This is a genomic window from Bradyrhizobium lupini (assembly GCF_040939785.1).
Lineage (GTDB): Bacteria > Pseudomonadota > Alphaproteobacteria > Rhizobiales > Xanthobacteraceae > Bradyrhizobium > Bradyrhizobium canariense_D.
In genome coordinates, this window is the sequence record NZ_CP162553.1 from 1,361,940 (window position 1) to 1,378,622 (window position 16,683).

Below are 16,683 nucleotides of genomic sequence, written 5' to 3' on the forward strand. Positions count from 1 at the left end.
GTCGCGGGCAGGACCCGCAATCATTCCACCAACAGCACGTCGACGGCGACGTCGAGCTTCTGCTTCGGCGAGCCGACGATGATGCCGTCGACCGGCGAAACGTCGGAGAAGTCGCGGCCGACCGCGAGCACGATATGGTCGCCAGCAACCATAAGATCGTTGGTCGGGTCGAAATCGACCCAGCCAAGCTCGTCCCCGCACCACAGCGACACCCAGGCATGGGTGGCGTCGGCGCCCTGCAGGCGCGGCTGGCCCGCCGGCGGAATGGTGCGCAAATATCCGCTGACATAGGCCGCGGGCAGGCCCAGCCCGCGCAAGCCCGCGATCATCACATGGGCAAAATCCTGACAGACGCCATGGCGCTTGACGAAGACCTCGTTGAGCGGCGTCGAGATCACCGTCGCCTTGGGGTCGTAGCGAAATTCGGTGCGGATGCGATGCATCAGATCGACCGCCCCGGCAAGGATGCCCGCGCCGGGCGCAAAGCTTTCCGCCGCATAGGCGCTGACCGGTCCCAGCACCGGCACTAGCGGGCTCGCAAAGACATAGCCGACCGGCGAGGACGGCCCGAGGCTCGTCGCCTCGAAGGCGATGTCGCGAATGTTCTCCCAGGCCGGGCTGACAGCGGCGCGCGCCGGCGGCTGGCGCGACACCTTCACGCGAGAGCGGGAATCGATGCGCAGGGTGCGATGCGCGGCCTCGATCACGACACTCTCGGTCAAGGTGCCGAAGAAATCGCGCCGGACGCTACGCTCCGCAGGGCGCGGACGGATCTCGACCTTATGCGAAATCAGCTCCTGGCCATTGCCGCTCCTCGGCTCCAGCCGCAGCGTGCAGCGCGCGAAGCTAACCGGGCTCTCGTATTCGTAGGTGGTGACGTGACGGATATCGTAGATCACGCCAGCCCCGTCAGCTTTTCCGGCCGGCTCGCATTGGGACCGTGCGGGAAGTAGTGCTGCCCGACCGCCTCGGCGAGGCTGAGCAGATCCTGCTCCAGGGCGAACAGCGTCTTGACCTCGAGCTTCTCGGCCTCCGCGGTCGCAAGCATCGCCTGCAGCGCGACCGCAAGCCGCTGCGGCTTCTCGATCAGGCCGTGCTCCTTCAGGCTCGGCAGTGCGGCGATGTGTTCGTTCAGCGTCGTCACCTGGAACGCCACGGAACGCGGATTGTAATTGTCGAGCACGGCGAGGTCTCGCACCGGCGCCAGGATCGGCGCCAGCAGATAGCGCGAGCGGTAGGTGATTTGGCAATCCACCAGCGTCAGCAGGATATCGAGATCCTCGTCGCCGGCCTCGTCATAGGCAAACTGCCGGGCAAAGCGCGTGGTGTTGATGGCGCGCTCGGTGCGCCGACCGATATCGAGGAAGCGCCAGCCGGCGGCGCGGTTCATGTTCTCATGCGCAAGGCCGGCAAAGCTCGCGAGCTCCTGCAAGGTCAACTCGGCCGCGCTCAGCACGCTGTCGTCGTCCTCGACCTCGACGGCCAGCCGCTCGACCATCTCGGTGATGACTTGCCAGGCATCGGGCGACAGCCGCTCGCGCAAGGAGGTCGCCGTGCGCTGGGCCGCGCGGACCAGCGACAGTGCCGAGCCGAAACGCTCCGGGCTCTGCAGCGCTTCGGCAACGATGCGGCCGGGCGCCGCGCGCGAGGTCTGCGAGATCGCGCCCCAGGTCACCAGCAGGCGCTGGATACGCTCCGCCGATTGCAGCGAGGCCGCGGTGCCCTTGTTGGGCCCGCTCGGCGAGCCCAGCGCCCGCACCAGCCGCAGCGTCGCCTCGGCGCGTTCGAGATAGCGGCCGAGCCAGAACAGATTGTCGGCGGCGCGACTCGGCAGCACGCCGGCGATCCGGCGGATGCGCACCTTGTCGACCGCAGGCAGCAGCGTCGCGGTCGAGACCTGCTTGTCCGAGACCACCCAGACGTCGGCGGAGCGCGCGCCGTCGCCCATCGACACCGCGCGCGCATCCGGCTGCTCGGCGATCCGGCAGAAGCCGCCGGGCATGATGGCCCAGCCGTCCGGCGTCGCGGCTGCGAACACGCGCAGCACGAAGGGACGCGGCGTGATTTGCCCCTGTTCCCACACCGGCATGGTCGAGAGCCGCACCACCTCCTGGCCGACATAGTCCATGCCGCGCGCAGCGATGGCGTCGCTCAGGCGCCGGCGCCCGGCGGCGTCGAGTTCGCTCGCGAGCACCGGACCGTTGCTGTCGAAACCGGGAACGCCGCGCCGATACGCGCCTTCGATCGCGACCTCGTCGAGCCGCGACAACACTTCGTCGCGCGCCGAGCGCTGGCCGCACCACCAGGTCGCGATGTGCGGCATCTTCAGCTCTTCGCCGAGCAGCCGGCGGCTGAGCGCCGGCAGGAAGCCGAGCATCGCGCGCGCCTCGAGGACACCCGAGCCCGGCATGTTGGCGACGACGACGCCGTCCTTGCGCAGCACGTCGATCAGGCCGGGGACGCCCAGCCGTGACGAGGCATCGAGCTCGAGCGGATCGAGCGAATTGGAATCGACACGGCGCAGCAGCACGTCGAGGCGCTTGAGGCCTGCAACCGTGCGGATGTGGATATGATTGTCGCTGACGGCGAGATCGTCGCCCTCGACCAGCAGGAAGCCGAGATAGCGCGCCAACGTCGCGTGCTCGAAATAGGTCTCGCTGAAGCTGCCCGGCGTGAGCACGCCAATCCGCGGCTCGTCGCGGTCGGCGCGCGCCCGAAGACTGTCGCGAAACGCCTCGAAGAACGGCGCGACGCGCGGCACGTTCATCGACTTGTAGAGGTCCGAGAAGGCGCGCGAGAGCACCAGGCGGTTCTCCAGCGCATAGCCCGCACCCGACGGCGCCTGCGTGCGATCGCCGAGCACCCACCAGCGTCCGTCGGGCCCGCGGCCGACATCGGCGGCATAGAGCGAGAGATAGCGCCCGCCCGGCGGCGGCACGCCGCAGGCGGGACGGAGATATTCGGGGCTCCCCGCGATCGCGGCCGCCGGCAGCGCGCCTTCGGCGACGAGGCGGCCCTCGCCATAGATGTCACGCAGCACGAGCTCGAGCAACTCGGCGCGCTGGGTGATGCCGTCGGACAGCTGCTTCCAGTCGGCCTCGTCAATCAGCAGCGGCAGATGGCTGATCGACCAGGGCCGGTCGGCGCTCTCGCCGGGCGCGCGATAGGTGACGCCGGCCTCGCGGAGATGACGGTCGGCCATGCCAAACCGCCGCTCAACCTCATCGGGCGCGAGCGCACCGAAGGCATCGAAGAAGCGGCTCCAGACCGCGCGGGGCTTGCCGTCCGGGCCGAGAAACTCGTCGGGGATGTCGGGCAGGCGCCTGTAGTCGCGGACCCATTGCGCGAAGCGGCGCTGGCCTTCGCGCTGGCCATCACGTTGACCTTGCGCCTGACCCGCCTTGTCGTCCTCTTCGGCTGCGCCCTCGGCCATGCGCCACTCCCTGCCCCGGCATCATACTCATTGCAGGAGCGGGGTCCGCAAGTCGAGGGTCAGCGGAAACTCATTTGTGCGTTCCTCGGGCGGCGGCTGCATCGGACCCGGCGTATGGCCATGGTCCTGGAAGCGCGCCAGCCGCCGCGCCTCGGCCTCGTAGGTGTTGACGGGCTTGGTGTCGTAGCTGCGGCCGCCCGGATGGGCGACATGATAGACGCAGCCGCCGAGCGAGCGGCCGTTCCAGGTGTCGATGAGGTCAAAGGTCAGGGGCGCATGAACGGGAATGGTCGGGTGCAGGCCTGAGGCCGGCTGCCAGGCCTTGAAGCGGACGCCGGCCACGGCTTCACCAGAGCGGCCGGTGGCGGTCATCGGCAGGCGGCGGCCGTTGCAGGCGACGATATGGCGGCCCGCGACGAAGCCTTCCGCCTTGACCTGAAGCCGCTCGACCGACGAGTCGACATAGCGCACGGTGCCGCCGGCCGAGCCCTCCTCGCCGAGGACGTGCCAAGGCTCCAGCGCCTGCCGCAGCTCCAGCGTCACGCCGCCATGATGGATGCGGCCGAACGCGGGGAAGCGGAATTCGAGCTGGGCCAGATACCATTCAGGCTCGAACGGATACCCGGACTGCTTCAACTCGGTGAGCACTTCGAGGAAATCCTCCCAGATGAAGTGCGGCAGCATGAAGCGGTCGTGCAGCGCGGTGCCCCATCGCACGAACTTGCCTTGTTGCGGCTCGCGCCAGAATTTTGCGATCAGCGCGCGGATCAGCAGCTGCTGCGCCAGCGACATGCGTGGATCCGGCGGCATTTCGAGCGCGCGGAATTCAACGAGACCGAGGCGGCCGGTCGTGCCGTCCGGTGAATAGAGCTTGTCGATGCAGATCTCGGCGCGATGGGTGTTGCCGGTGATGTCGACGAGGAGATGCCGGAACAAGCGATCTACCAGCCACAGCGGCGCCTGAGTGCCCGGCGGCGGCACGTGCGTGAGCGCGACCTCGAGCTCGTAAATGCTGTCGTGGCGGGCTTCGTCGATGCGCGGCGCCTGGCTGGTCGGGCCGATGAACAGGCCGGAGAAGAAATAGGACAGCGACGGATGCCGCTGCCAGTGCAGCACCAGGCTCTTCAACAGATCAGGCCGGCGCAGGAACGGCGAGTCCTGCGGGCTCGAGCCGCCGACCACGACGTGATTGCCGCCGCCGGTGCCGGTGTGGCGACCATCGACCAGGAAGCGATTGGCACCGAGGCGTGTCTTGCCGGCATCCTCATAGAGCCCGACGGTGATGTCGACCGCCTCGCGCCAGTTCTTTGCCGGCTGGACGTTGACCTCGATCACGCCGGGATCGGGCGTCACCTTGATGACGTCGACACGCGGATCGAATGGCGGCGGATAACCCTCGACATGGACCTGGAGCTGCATCTCCTCGGCAGTCGCTTCGAGCGCCGCGATCATCTCGAGATAATCCTCGATCTGCTCGACCGGCGGCATGAAGGCGCAGAGCACGCCGTCGCGGACCTCGACCGACATCGCGGTGCGGACGGGGACCGAGGTGTTGAGCTGTTCGGGCTCGAGCCGCTCCGGCGCGTCCGGACGCGCCGGAAGGCTGAACACCGGCAGCTTGCCGCGGGCCTCCATCGGATCCCGCTCGACGATGTAGGGATACTGATCGGGCGGGACATAGCCGAGCGAGTCCAGCGGCAAGCGCAGGCCGAGCGGCGAATCGCCCGGCATCAGGAACAGATGACTGCGCCGGAGCTGCCAGCGCTCGCTGCGCCAGCGTGGCGCCGCATTCCAGCGCTGCACCGGCAGCACGAAGCCGCGAGGGTTGTTGAGCCCCTGTTCGAACACCCGCGCCATCCGCGCGCGGGCCTCCGGATCGGACAATTTGGAATCGGAAGGATCGACGTTGACGGGAAGCTCGGATTCCTTCTGCAGCCAGTACGCGGTGTCCTCATAGGCTGGCATGATGTAGCCGGGATCGAGCCCGAGCCGCAGCGCCGTGCCCTCCACGAACGCCTGGACGTCCTTGGCCTGCGCCGACCGCGGATTTTCGATGCTGGCGATGAGGTCGGCATTCTTCCAGATCGGCACGCCGTCCTTGCGCCAGTACAGGCCAAACGCCCAACGCGGCAGGCTTTCGCCGGGATACCATTTGCCTTGCCCGAAGTGCAGCAGGCCGCCGGGTCCGAAACGCGCGCGCAGGCGACGGATCAGATCGTCGGCGAGCCCGCGCTTGGTCGGGCCGACGGCGTCCGTGTTCCACTCGGCGCCTTCGAGATCATCGACGGAGACGAAGGTCGGCTCGCCGCCCATGGTCAGACGCACGTCCTGCGCCGCAAGATCGCCGTCGACCTGCTCGCCGAGATCGTTGAGCCGTATCCAGGATTCGTCCGAGAACGGTTTTGTGATGCGCGGCGCCTCGCGAATGCGCTTGACGCTCATGTCGAAGGCGAATTCGACCTCGGCAAAGCCCGCGCCGCCGGAGATCGGCGCGGCCGAGCGGTAGTGCGGTGTCGCGGCGACCGGGATGTGGCCTTCGCCCGCGAGCATGCCCGAGGTCGCGTCGAAGCCGATCCAGCCCGCGCCCGGCAGGTAGACCTCGGCCCAGGCGTGCAAATCGGTGAAATCGTTCTCGACCTCCGGCGGCCCCTCGATCGGATCGATGTCGGGACGGACCTGGATCAGATAGCCGGAGACGAAACGGGCGGCGAGACCGAGGTGCCGGAAGGTCTGGATCAGGAGCCAGGCGGAGTCGCGGCACGAGCCGGCCGCGGAGGAGAGCGTCTCCTCCGGCGTCTGCACGCCCGCTTCCATGCGGATGACGTAGCCGATCCTTTTCTGCAGCTCCCTGTTGAGATCGACCAGGAAGTTGACGGTGTTCGGGGCTTCGTGCGGGATCGTGTCGAGATATTTCGCGAACAGCCGATCGGGCTTGACGGTCTCGAGATAAGGCGCGAGTTCGGTCTTGAGATCTTGCGTATATTCGAACGGAAAGCTGTCGGCATAGGGCTCGACGAAGAAGTCGAACGGATTGACCGTGGTCATCTGCGCCGTGAAATCGACCTCGATCTTGAGCTCGGTCGTCTTCTCCGGGAAGACGTAACGCGCGATCCAATTGCCCAGCGGATCCTGCTGCCAGTTCACGAAATGATTGGCCGGAGTGACCTTGAGCGAATAACTCAGGATCGGCGTGCGGGTATGCGGCGCCGGCCGCAGACGGATGGTCTGCGGGCCGAGATCGATCGGACGGTCGTATTTGTAGTGCGTGACGTGGTGTAGTGCGACGTAGATCGACACGGGGTGCGGTACTCCAGCAGCTTTTTTGAGCAGAACACCGCTGGTGACCTCGATCAAGCATTAACAACGGGCAGAGGGTGCCTAGGAAGTATCCGCCATAGCCCACCCGTAGCCTGGATGGAGCGAAGCGTAATCCGGGGTTCTTCACCCGCAGACTGACTTGTCCCGGATTGCGCTTCGCTCCATCCGGGCTACGAAGTCCCCTTACATCGTCGCGCCCAGCACCCAGGGCGCGAACTCGGCGCCGCCGAAATCAAAACTCTCGCTCTTGGTGGGCTGGCCCGACGCGGTCTTGAGGATGAGATCGAAAATGCGCTGGCCGCATTGCTGGACGCTCTCCTCGCCTTCGAGGATGGTGCCGCAATTGACGTCCATGTCCTCTTCCATGCGCTTGTACATGGGCGTGTTGGTGGCGAGCTTGATCGAGGGCGCCGGCTTGCAGCCGAACACGCTGCCACGGCCCGTGGTGAAGCAGACCAGATTGGCGCCGCCGGCGACCTGCCCGGTCGCGGCGACCGGATCGTAGCCGGGGGGTGTCCATGAACACGAAACCCTTCTTGGTGATGGGTTCGGCGTAGCGCAGCACCTCGACGAGGTTGGTTGTGCCGGCCTTCGCCATCGCGCCGAGCGACTTCTCCAGAATGGTGGTGAGGCCGCCGGCCTTGTTGCCCGGGCTGGGATTGGCGTTCATCTCGGCGCCTTCGCGCGTCGTGTATTCGTCCCACCAGCGCATGAGATCGACCAGCTTCTCGCCGACCTCGCGGCTGACGGCGCGGCGCGTGAGCAAATGTTCGGCGCCATAGGTCTCCGGCGTCTCCGACAGGATCACGGTGCCGCCGTGACGTACGATGAGATCGCTGGCCGCACCCAGCGCCGGATTGGCGGAAACACCGGAATAGCCGTCCGAACCGCCGCATTGCAGCGCCACGGTCAATTCGCTCACCGGAACGGACTCGCGCTTGACCTTGTTGGACTCCGCGAGTGCCTCGCGCACGAAGGCAATTCCGGCTTCCACCGTCTTGCGGGTGCCGCCGACCTCCTGGATGTCCATCGCACGCAGACGTCCCGCGAGCTTCTGCTCCTCCATCAGGCCGCCGATCTGGTTCACCTCGCAGCCGAGGCCGAGCACGATCACATGAGAGAAGTTCACGTGCCGTGCATAACCACCGAGCGTGCGGCGGAGCAGCGCTAAGGGCTCGTTCTGCGTCATGCCGCAGCCGGTCTTGTGGGTCAGCGCGACCACGCCGTCGACATTGGGGAAGTCGGCCAGCGGATTGTCGCCGGTGAACGGATTCTTCTTGAAGACGTCGGCGACGAGGCTTGCGACATGCGCGCTGCAATTCACCGAGGTGAGGATGCCGATGTAGTTGCGCGTGGCGACGCGGCCGTCCGGACGGCGGATGCCTTCGAAACTCGCCGGCAGATCGAAATTCGGCGTCGGCTTGACGTCGACGCAATAGGCATAGTCCTTGGCGAAATCGCCCATGCCGCAGTTCTGCACGTGCACGTGCTGGCCCGGCGCGATCGGCACCGTCGCAAAGCCGATGATCTGGCCGTAGCGTATCACCGGCTCGCCCAATGCGATCGGCTTGATCGCGACCTTGTGGCCGGAAGGAATGCGCTCGACCGTCGTCACGCCGTCGGCCACCAATGTTCCCGGCGGCAAGCTCGCGCGCGCGATCAGCACGCCATCATCGGGATGCAGGCGAATGACGGGGCTGATGGTCATGGGAGGTCTCCTTCAGACGAATAGTGAGTAGCGAGTGGCGAATGGAAAAGGGGAGCAGCTCATTCGCTACTCCCCATCGCCATTCGCGAGTTCTCAGGCCTTGCCACCGGAATCCTTCCGGGTGGCGTTGACCTGCATCTTGGCGTAGGTCGTCATCAGGCCGACCTCGTTCGAGAGCGTCACCAGCTTGAAGCCCATGTTGATGGCGCGCGCGGCACCTTCGGCGCCGCTGCAATGGATGCCCGGATTGAGGCCGCGCTTGCCGCACTCCTTGATGATCTTCTCGTAGATCGCAAGGATCTCGGGCTCGGTGCGATCGAGCTTCGGTTCGAGGCCGTAGGAGAAGCCGAGGTCGGACGGGCCGATATAGACGCCGTCGATGCCTTCGACGTCGAAGATCGCTTCCATGTTCTCGACCGCGGTTTTGGTCTCCATCATCGGCAGCAGCACGATGTCGTCGTTGGCCGTCTTCTGGTAGGAGCCCGCGGTGCCGTACATGCCGGCGCGGATCGGGCCGTTGGAGCGGACGCCCTTCGGCGGGTACTTGGCATAGGAGACGAGGTTCCTGGCTTCCTGCGGCGTGTTGACCATCGGGCAGATCACGCCATAGGCGCCGCCATCGAGCACCTTGCCGATGATGCCGGGCTCGTTCCAGGGCACGCGGACCATCGGCGTGATCGGATGCTTGTCCATCGCCTGGAAGCACTGCACCATCGACAGATAATCCTGCACGCCGTGCTGCATGTCGACTGTGACGCTGTCGAAGCCGCATTGCGCGATCATCTCGGCCGAGAAGCCGGAGGGAATCGCGAGCCACGCGTTGACCACGGCCTTGCCCGACTTCCAGATTTCCTTGACCTTGTTCGCCACGTTGCCTTCCTTCTTTGTTTTGGACCTTCGTCACCATGACGAGCGCCGCGACAGCACGATGCCGTTATTAGCGCGAACCCGACCGCCGCGCTACGCTCGCGATGACGCAAGCTGTCACTGGCAAAGGCGGCGCAATCCGTCCCGGCGCGCCGATTTTTGCGCATCGGCTGCGGGGCACTTTGAGCGAAAAAATGCGGCGATGTCCATGATTGTTGCCGCGCGCTCGCGCATATCTGCTTTCACTCCTCGGCACTTGCCTCCTCGCCCGCGCCGAGCCCTGCGAGACTTTGTTCGAGCTCGCTGAGCATCTCCTGCAATTCGACGAGCTTGCGTGCGCCAAAGCGGCGCGTGATCTCGGCATAAATCGCTTCGGAGGACGGCGCGACGGAAGCCATCAGCTTCACGCCCTTTTCCGAGATCGAGACCATGCTGCGGCGCTGGTCCGCCTTGGCGGTCTTGCGCTCGATCAGATTGCGCGCCTCGAGATCACGCAGGATGCGCGACAGGCTCGGGCCGAGCAGGAACGCGGTGCGCGCGAGTTCCGTGACCTCGACCGTGTCGATCGCCGCGAGCGCGCGCAGGATGCGCCATTGCTGCTCGGTCAGGCCATGCGTGCGCAGCGAGGGACGGAATTGCCGCATCACCGCCTCGCGTGCCCGCAGCAACGACATCGGCAGCGAACGCGAGAAGTCGCGCATCGGCACCTGCCGCACGGCGGGCTCACTTCCGTTCGCAGGATCAGCCGGTCTCTTCGTCATGACGCCCTTTCAAGCCGCGAAACGTTTGCAGTGCAGCAAGCCAATTTGCGATTGACGCATTCACTTAACATGTTAAGTATCTTCCGGCACGACGATTTGTAAGATTACACATGGCGCTTTCAAACGACGATATCCGAGCTTGCGCGAACCGTCTGCACCACGCGGAAAAGACCCGTACGCAGATCCGGCAGCTCTCGCAGGACTTTCCCGACATCAGCATCGCTGACGCCTACGCGATTCAGAAGGCCTGGGTCGACGTCAAGGTCGCCGAGGGGCGCATCGTCCGGGGACACAAGATCGGCCTGACCTCGAAGGCGATGCAGAGCGCGCTTGGCATCAACGAGCCGGATTCCGGCGTATTGCTCGACGACATGTTCTTCGCCGATGGTGGCCTCGTCCCGACGGAGCGCTTCATCGCGACGCGCGTGGAAGCCGAGCTCGCCTTCGTCATGAGCAAGCGCCTCGCGGGCCCCGACTGCACACTGTTCGACGTGCTCAACGCCACCGACTTCGTGGTGCCGGCGCTGGAGATTCTGGACACGCGGATCGAGCGCGTCGATCCCCAGACCAAGGCGACCCGAAAGATCTTCGACACCATTGCCGACAACGCGGCCAATGCCGGCATCGTGCTCGGCGGACGGCCGATCCGCCCGCTGGACGCGGACCTGCGCTGGATCGGCGCGCTCTGTTTCAAGAACGGCCAGCTGGAAGAGACCGGCCTTGCCGCCGGCGTGCTCAATCATCCCGCGACTGCAGTCGCCTGGCTCGCCAACAAGATCGCACCGCTCGGCCTTGCGCTTGAGCCCGGGCAAATCGTGCTCGCCGGCTCTTTCATCCGTCCGATCGAGACCCGCAAGGGCGACACAATTCAAGCCGATTATGGCGCCTACGGCTCGGTGAGCTGCTACTTCGCTTAGACGACCAAAAAGACAGGGAGTGAAACCGCGATGCCGCATTTCACGATCGAATATTCGGCCAATCTCGACGACCGCCTCGACATCGGCGCGGCGTGCGAGGTGGTGCGCAAGGCTGCGGTCGAGACCGGCATCTTCCCGCTCGGCGGCATCCGCGTCCGCGCTGTCAAATGCGAGCATTATGCGATTGCGGACGCGCGGCAGGACTACGGCTTTCTCGACATGGTGCTGCGCATCGGCGAAGGCCGCGATCTGCCAACCCGCAAGAAAGCCGGCGAACAAATCTTCCATGCGCTCTCCCGCCATCTTGATCCCGTCTTCGCAAGCTCGAAATTCGCGCTCTCGTTCGACATGCAGATCAACGACAAGGATACGAGCTGGAAGCGCAACAACATCCACGACGCCCTGAAAGCGGAGGCCGCCCATGGATAAGCCCACGCCGAAAACCGACGTATTCCAGGCCAATCGCGACCGCATCGCACCGCTGCTGAAGACGCTGCGTGCCGACGGTATCGGCCACATGATCGACGGCAAGATCGTGCCGTCGATCTCCGGCGAGACGTTCGAGACGAAATCGCCGGTCGACGGCGCGACGCTGGCGAGCGTCGCCCGCGGCAATGCCGAGGATGTCGATCGCGCCGCCACCGCTGCCGCGCTGGCCTTCAAGTCCTGGCGCGACATGGGACCGGCGATGCGGAAGAAGCTGCTGCATCGGGTCGCCGACGCCATCGAGGACAATGCCGAGGACATCGCGGTGCTCGAATGCATCGACACCGGCCAGGCCTATCGCTTCATGGCCAAGGCCGCGATCCGCGCCGCCGAGAATTTCCGCTTCTTTGCCGATCGATGCGGCGAGGCGCGCGACGGCCAGAACACACCGAGCGACGAGCATTGGAACGTCTCGACGCGCGTGCCGATCGGCCCGGTCGGCGTGATCACGCCGTGGAATACGCCGTTCATGCTCTCGACCTGGAAGATCGCCCCTGCCCTCGCGGCCGGCTGCACCGTCGTGCACAAGCCGGCGGAGTGGTCGCCGGTCACGGCGGCCATTCTTGCGAAGCTCGTCAAGGAAGCCGGCGTGCCCGACGGCGTGCTCAATACCGTACATGGCTTTGGCGAAGAGGCCGGCAAGGCATTGACCGAGCATCCCGCCATCAAGGCGATCGGCTTCGTCGGCGAAAGTTCGACGGGCTCGGCGATCATGGTTCAGGGCGCGCCGACCTTGAAGCGCGTGCATTTCGAACTCGGCGGCAAGAACCCGGTGATCGTGTTCGACGACGCCGATCTCGACCGCGCGCTCGATGCGGTCGTGTTCATGATCTACTCGCTCAACGGCGAGCGCTGCACGTCGTCGAGCCGCTTGCTGATCCAGGCCGGCATCGCCGAAAAATTCGTCGAAAAGCTGACCGCACGGGTGAAAGCGCTGAAGGTCGGCCATCCCCTCGATCCCGCCACCGAGATCGGGCCGCTGATCCACGAAGGTCATCTCGCGAAGGTCTGCTCCTATTTCGACGTCGCACGCCAGGACGGCGCGACGATTGCCGTCGGCGGCAAGGCCTATGATGGCCCGGGCGGCGGATATTATGTCGAGCCGACCCTGGTGACCGGCGCACACGGCAAGATGCGCGTGGCGCAGGAAGAGGTGTTCGGCCCCTTCCTCACCGTGCTGCCCTTCAAGGACGAAGCAGACGCGATCGAGATCGCCAACGACATCCGCTACGGCCTGACCGGCTATGTCTGGACCAACGATGTCGGCCGCGCGTTGCGTGTCGCGGATGCGCTGGAAGCCGGCATGATCTGGCTGAACTCGGAAAACGTCCGCCATCTGCCGACGCCGTTCGGCGGCATGAAGGCCTCCGGCATCGGCCGCGACGGCGGCGATTACTCGTTCGATTTCTACATGGAAACCAAGCACGTCTCGCTGGCGCGGGGCACGCATAAGATTCAGAAGCTGGGAATCTAACGCCCGCGGTTCCTCGGCGCGCGGAGCGCCAACGAGGAATGGCTGGGTCTAGAGAGGGGAAACGCAATGCCCGTACCGCAACATATCTTCGAGCCGCCGTTCAACATCATCCGCTCCAGCCACGCCGTGCTGGACGTCACCGACCTGAAGCTCAGCCGCGAGTTCTATGAAAGCGTTGTCGGCCTGCATGTCGAGGACGCCGACGACAAGGTCGTCTACTTGCGCGCCGCCGAGGAGCATCAGCATCACTCGCTGGTGTTGCGCAAGGCGGCCGCGCCTGCCTGCAACCGCCTCGGCTTCAAGGTCGGCAACGACGGGGATCTGGACAAGGCTGCGAAGTTCCTGTCCGAGAACGGCCTTGGCTACGCCTTCGTCGATCAGCCGTTCCAGGGCCGCACGCTGCAGTTCACCGATCCGTTCGGCTTCCAGATCGAGCTATATGCGTCGATGGACCGGCGGCCGCATCTGCTGCGCCGCTACGATCTCTACAGGGGCTGCCATCCGCAGCGGCTCGACCATTTCAACGTGTTCGCCGCCGAGGTGCAGGACACCGTCGAATTCTACGCCCGGCTCGGCTTTCGCCTCACCGAATACGCGGAGGAGGACGGACCGAACGGGCGCATCGCCGCCGCCTGGATGCATCGCAAGGGCAATGTCCACGACTTTGCCATCACCAACGGCAAGGGCCCGCGGCTGCACCACTTCGCGTACTGGACGCCGACGGCGATGAACATCATCCATCTCTGCGATGTCATGGCCTCGCAGGGCTTCGTGAAGAACATCGAGCGGGGCCCCGGCCGCCACGGCATCTCGAATGCGTTCTTCCTTTATGTTCGCGACCCCGATGGCCACCGGCTGGAGCTCTACACCAGCGACTATTTCACCGGCGATCACGACCACGAGCCGCTGCGCTGGTCGCTGCGCGATCCGCGCCGCCAGACATTGTGGGGCGCGCCGGCCCCGCGCTCGTGGTTCGAGCAGGGCTCGCCGTTCGCCGGGCAAGCCGTGCGCGAGCCGAAGTTCGTGGCCGACGTGCTGGTGGCGGATTAAGCAATGAATCTCCCTCGCCTCGCCACCTATTCCGTCAACGGCGCCGTCAGCTACGGCGCCGTCGTCGACGGCGGCATTGTCGATCTCTCCGCGCGCCACGCCAAGGATTATCCGACGCTGCGCGAGGTGATCGCGGCAGGACAGCTCGCGAGCCTCGCCGAAGAGGCTGCCGGCCGCACGCCCGATCATACACTCGGCGACATCATCTGGCTGCCGCCGGTGCCCGCGCCGGAAAAGATCATCTGCATCGGCGTCAACTACCCCGACCGCAATGCCGAGTACAAGGACGGCCAGGACGCGCCGAAATATCCGAGCATGTTCATGCGCTCGCCGCGCTCCTTCGTCGGCCACGACACGCCGCTGGTGCGCCCGCGCGCCTCCGCGCAGCTCGACTATGAAGGCGAGATCGTGCTGGTGATCGGCAAGCAAGGCCGACACATTCCGGAAAGTTCTGCGCTCGATCACATCGCCGCGCTGACGCTCTGCAACGAAGGCTCGGTGCGCGACTGGCTGCGCCATGCCAAGTTCAACGTCACGCAGGGCAAGAACTTCGATTCCAGCGGCAGCCTTGGCCCGTGGCTGGTGCCCTACACGCAGGAATCGCAGATTGCCGACATCCGCCTCACCACGCATGTCAATGGCGAGCTGCGCCAGGACGACCGCACCAGCCGATTGATGTTCCCGTTCCGCTATCTCATCAGCTATATCTCGACCTTCGCGACGCTCGTTCCCGGCGATATCATCGTCACGGGCACGCCGACCGGCGCCGGGGCACGGTTCGATCCGCCGCGCTACTTGAAGCCTGGCGATGTCGTCGAGGTCGAAGCCGAGGGCATCGGAACCTTACGCAACGGCGTCGTCGACGAAGCCTGAACACCGATTGAAATGGAATAGTGCCATGACCACCCTCACCGGCGGCGAAGCAATCGTAAGCGGCCTCGTCGCCCACGGCGTCGACACCGTGTTCGGCCTGCCCGGCGCGCAGGTCTACGGCCTGTTCGACGCCTTCCACCAGGCCCAGCTCAAGGTGATCGGCGCGCGGCACGAGCAGGCCTGCGGCTACATGGCGTTCGGCTATGCCCGTTCCAGCGGCAGGCCCGGCGTGTTCAGCGTGGTGCCCGGCCCCGGCGTGCTCAACGCCAGCGCCGCGCTGCTCACCGCCTTCGGCTGCAACGAGCCGGTGCTGTGCGTCACCGGCCAGGTGCCGACGCAATTTCTCGGCAAGGGCCGCGGCCATCTGCATGAGATGCTGGACCAGCTCGCGACCTTACGCACCTATGTGAAATGGGCGGACCGGATCGAATATCCCGGCAACGCGCCGACCACCGTCGCGCGCGCCTTCCAGGAGATGACATCCGGACGGCGTGGCCCCGCCTCGGTCGAAATGCCCTGGGACGTCTTCACCCAACGCGCGGACACGGCTGCAGCACAGGTGCTGGAACCTTTGCCGGCGCCGCAGCCCGACCCTGATATGATCAAGCAGTCGGCCGCGCTGATCAAGAACAGCAAGGCGCCGATGATCTTCGTCGGTAGCGGCGCAATCGAAGCGCGCGAGGAGATTCTCGAACTCGCCGAGATGATCGACGCGCCCGTCGTCGCCTTCCGCAGCGGCCGCGGCATCGTCTCCAATGCGCATGAGCTCGGCCTGACCATGGCGGCGGCCTACAAGGTGTGGCCGACGACCGATTTGATGATCGCGATCGGCACGCGCGCCGAACTGCCGGCATCGGGCTTCCGCTGGCCGTATCAGCCGAAGGGACTGAAATCCATTCGTGTCGATATCGATCCGGCCGAGATGCGCCGGCTCGCCTCCGATGTCGCTATCGTCGCCGATGCCAAAGCCGGCACCGCCGATCTGGTCGCAGCCGTGAAGAAGGCCGGCTATGCCAGGACCAGCGGCCGGCGGGGAGCGATCCGCGAGGCCACTGCGACAGCGCACGCCGAGATCCAACGCATCCAGCCGCAAATGGCGTATCTCAACATCCTGCGCGAGGTGCTGCCGGCGAACGCGATCGTGACCGATGAATTGTCCCAGTTCGGTTTCGCCTCCTGGTACGGCTTTCCGATCTACGAGCCGCGCACCTTCATCACATCAGGCTATCAGGGCACGCTCGGCTCGGGCTTCCCGACCGCCCTCGGCGCCAAGGTCGCAAATCCCGACAAGCCGGTGGTGGCGATCACCGGCGACGGCGGCTTCATGTTCGGCGTGCAGGAGCTGGCCACCGCCGTCCAGTTCAACATCGGCGTGGTGACGCTGGTGTTCAACAACAACGCCTACGGCAATGTCCGCCGCGACCAGCGCGAGCGCTTCGACGGCCGCGTGGTGGCCTCGGATCTGGTCAATCCGGATTTCGTCAAACTCGCGGAGTCCTTTGGCGTCGCCGCTGCGCGCGTCACCGCGCCGGATCAGTTCAAGGCGGCGATGGAGAAGGCGCTCGCCCATGGCGGGCCGTATCTGATCTCGGTGGAAGTGACGCGGGATTCGGAAGTGAGCCCGTGGGCATTCATCCACCCGCCGAAGCCGTAAACGAAGCATCGTCGTTCCGGAACTCTTTCCTTCTCCCCTTGCGGGAGAAGGTGGATCGCTGACGCGCAGCGGCGGCGAGACGGATGAGGGGCTGTCTCCGCGGATGGAGACCCCTCATCCGCCTTCCCTTTCGGGAAGGCAC

The 16,683-nt window shown here is 65.6% G+C and carries 11 protein-coding genes and 1 pseudogene; 6 read left to right on the forward strand and 6 right to left on the reverse strand.

The genetic code is table 11. The features are described 5' to 3' along the window. Window positions 1-20 precede the first annotated feature (20 nt). The 6 genes and pseudogenes from AB3L03_RS06790 to hpaR all read right to left on the reverse strand — a co-directional run bounded on the left by AB3L03_RS06790 (window position 21) and on the right by hpaR (window position 10,087). On the reverse strand, window positions 21-899 hold the full coding sequence (locus AB3L03_RS06790) for a transglutaminase family protein (protein ID WP_247488099.1): 879 nt from the start codon (window positions 897-899) through the stop codon (window positions 21-23). Beyond that, window positions 896-3,433, reverse strand: a complete 2,538-nt coding sequence (locus tag AB3L03_RS06795) for a circularly permuted type 2 ATP-grasp protein (RefSeq protein ID WP_368508368.1) — start codon at window positions 3,431-3,433, stop codon at window positions 896-898. The genes AB3L03_RS06790 and AB3L03_RS06795 overlap by 4 nt, the downstream gene beginning before the upstream one ends. Window positions 3,434-3,460: 27 nt before the next feature. After that, window positions 3,461-6,730 carry a DUF2126 domain-containing protein gene (locus tag AB3L03_RS06800; protein WP_247488103.1) on the reverse strand — a complete coding sequence of 1,090 codons (3,270 nt, stop codon included), beginning with the start codon at window positions 6,728-6,730 and terminating at the stop codon, window positions 3,461-3,463. A 204-nt stretch (window positions 6,731-6,934) separates the two neighbouring features. Beyond that, a pseudogene (locus AB3L03_RS06805) lies at window positions 6,935-8,459 on the reverse strand (UxaA family hydrolase). A 93-nt stretch (window positions 8,460-8,552) separates the two neighbouring features. Further along, entirely contained in the window at window positions 8,553-9,329 is a 777-nt protein-coding gene (locus tag AB3L03_RS06810) for an HpcH/HpaI aldolase/citrate lyase family protein (RefSeq protein ID WP_018456947.1), read from the reverse strand. Between the two features lie 239 nt (window positions 9,330-9,568). Continuing rightward, window positions 9,569-10,087: a homoprotocatechuate degradation operon regulator HpaR gene (hpaR, locus tag AB3L03_RS06815; RefSeq protein ID WP_018456948.1), complete on the reverse strand. Its 519-nt coding sequence runs from the start codon at window positions 10,085-10,087 to the stop codon at window positions 9,569-9,571. Between the two features lie 110 nt (window positions 10,088-10,197). On the opposite strand from hpaR, the gene hpaH reads away from it, so the two are divergent. The 6 genes from hpaH (at window position 10,198) to AB3L03_RS06845 (ending at window position 16,541) form a co-directional block, all read left to right on the forward strand. After that, window positions 10,198-11,004, forward strand: coding sequence for a 2-oxo-hept-4-ene-1,7-dioate hydratase (gene hpaH, locus AB3L03_RS06820; protein ID WP_018456949.1), 807 nt, complete (start codon window positions 10,198-10,200; stop codon window positions 11,002-11,004). A gap of 30 nt (window positions 11,005-11,034) precedes the next feature. Continuing rightward, window positions 11,035-11,433 carry a 5-carboxymethyl-2-hydroxymuconate Delta-isomerase gene (locus tag AB3L03_RS06825; protein ID WP_018456950.1) on the forward strand — a complete coding sequence of 133 codons (399 nt, stop codon included), beginning with the start codon at window positions 11,035-11,037 and terminating at the stop codon, window positions 11,431-11,433. Further along, window positions 11,426-12,964: a 5-carboxymethyl-2-hydroxymuconate semialdehyde dehydrogenase gene (hpaE, locus tag AB3L03_RS06830; protein ID WP_368508369.1), complete on the forward strand. Its 1,539-nt coding sequence runs from the start codon at window positions 11,426-11,428 to the stop codon at window positions 12,962-12,964. The genes AB3L03_RS06825 and hpaE overlap by 8 nt, the downstream gene beginning before the upstream one ends. A 66-nt stretch (window positions 12,965-13,030) precedes the next feature. Continuing rightward, window positions 13,031-14,014: a 3,4-dihydroxyphenylacetate 2,3-dioxygenase gene (gene hpaD, locus AB3L03_RS06835; RefSeq protein ID WP_018456952.1), complete on the forward strand. Its 984-nt coding sequence runs from the start codon at window positions 13,031-13,033 to the stop codon at window positions 14,012-14,014. Window positions 14,015-14,017: 3 nt separating this feature from the next. Next, window positions 14,018-14,887: a fumarylacetoacetate hydrolase family protein gene (locus AB3L03_RS06840; protein WP_018456953.1), complete on the forward strand. Its 870-nt coding sequence runs from the start codon at window positions 14,018-14,020 to the stop codon at window positions 14,885-14,887. A gap of 25 nt (window positions 14,888-14,912) precedes the next feature. Beyond that, complete coding sequence (locus AB3L03_RS06845; protein ID WP_368508370.1) at window positions 14,913-16,541, forward strand: thiamine pyrophosphate-dependent enzyme; 1,629 nt, start codon at window positions 14,913-14,915, stop codon at window positions 16,539-16,541. Window positions 16,542-16,683 lie beyond the last annotated feature (142 nt).

What these genes read in the sequence shown, in the direction of transcription:
- hpaR (WP_018456948.1), bottom strand. Translation starts at nt 10,087, where the DNA reads ATGACGAAGAGACCGGCTGATCCTGCGAACGGAAGTGAGCCCGCCGTG.
- hpaH (WP_018456949.1), top strand. Translation starts at nt 10,198, where the DNA reads ATGGCGCTTTCAAACGACGATATCCGAGCTTGCGCGAACCGTCTGCAC.
- hpaD (WP_018456952.1), top strand. Translation starts at nt 13,031, where the DNA reads ATGCCCGTACCGCAACATATCTTCGAGCCGCCGTTCAACATCATCCGC.
- AB3L03_RS06840 (WP_018456953.1), top strand. Translation starts at nt 14,018, where the DNA reads ATGAATCTCCCTCGCCTCGCCACCTATTCCGTCAACGGCGCCGTCAGC.
- AB3L03_RS06825 (WP_018456950.1), top strand. Translation starts at nt 11,035, where the DNA reads ATGCCGCATTTCACGATCGAATATTCGGCCAATCTCGACGACCGCCTC.
- AB3L03_RS06795 (WP_368508368.1), bottom strand. Translation starts at nt 3,433, where the DNA reads ATGGCCGAGGGCGCAGCCGAAGAGGACGACAAGGCGGGTCAGGCGCAA.
- hpaE (WP_368508369.1), top strand. Translation starts at nt 11,426, where the DNA reads ATGGATAAGCCCACGCCGAAAACCGACGTATTCCAGGCCAATCGCGAC.
- AB3L03_RS06845 (WP_368508370.1), top strand. Translation starts at nt 14,913, where the DNA reads ATGACCACCCTCACCGGCGGCGAAGCAATCGTAAGCGGCCTCGTCGCC.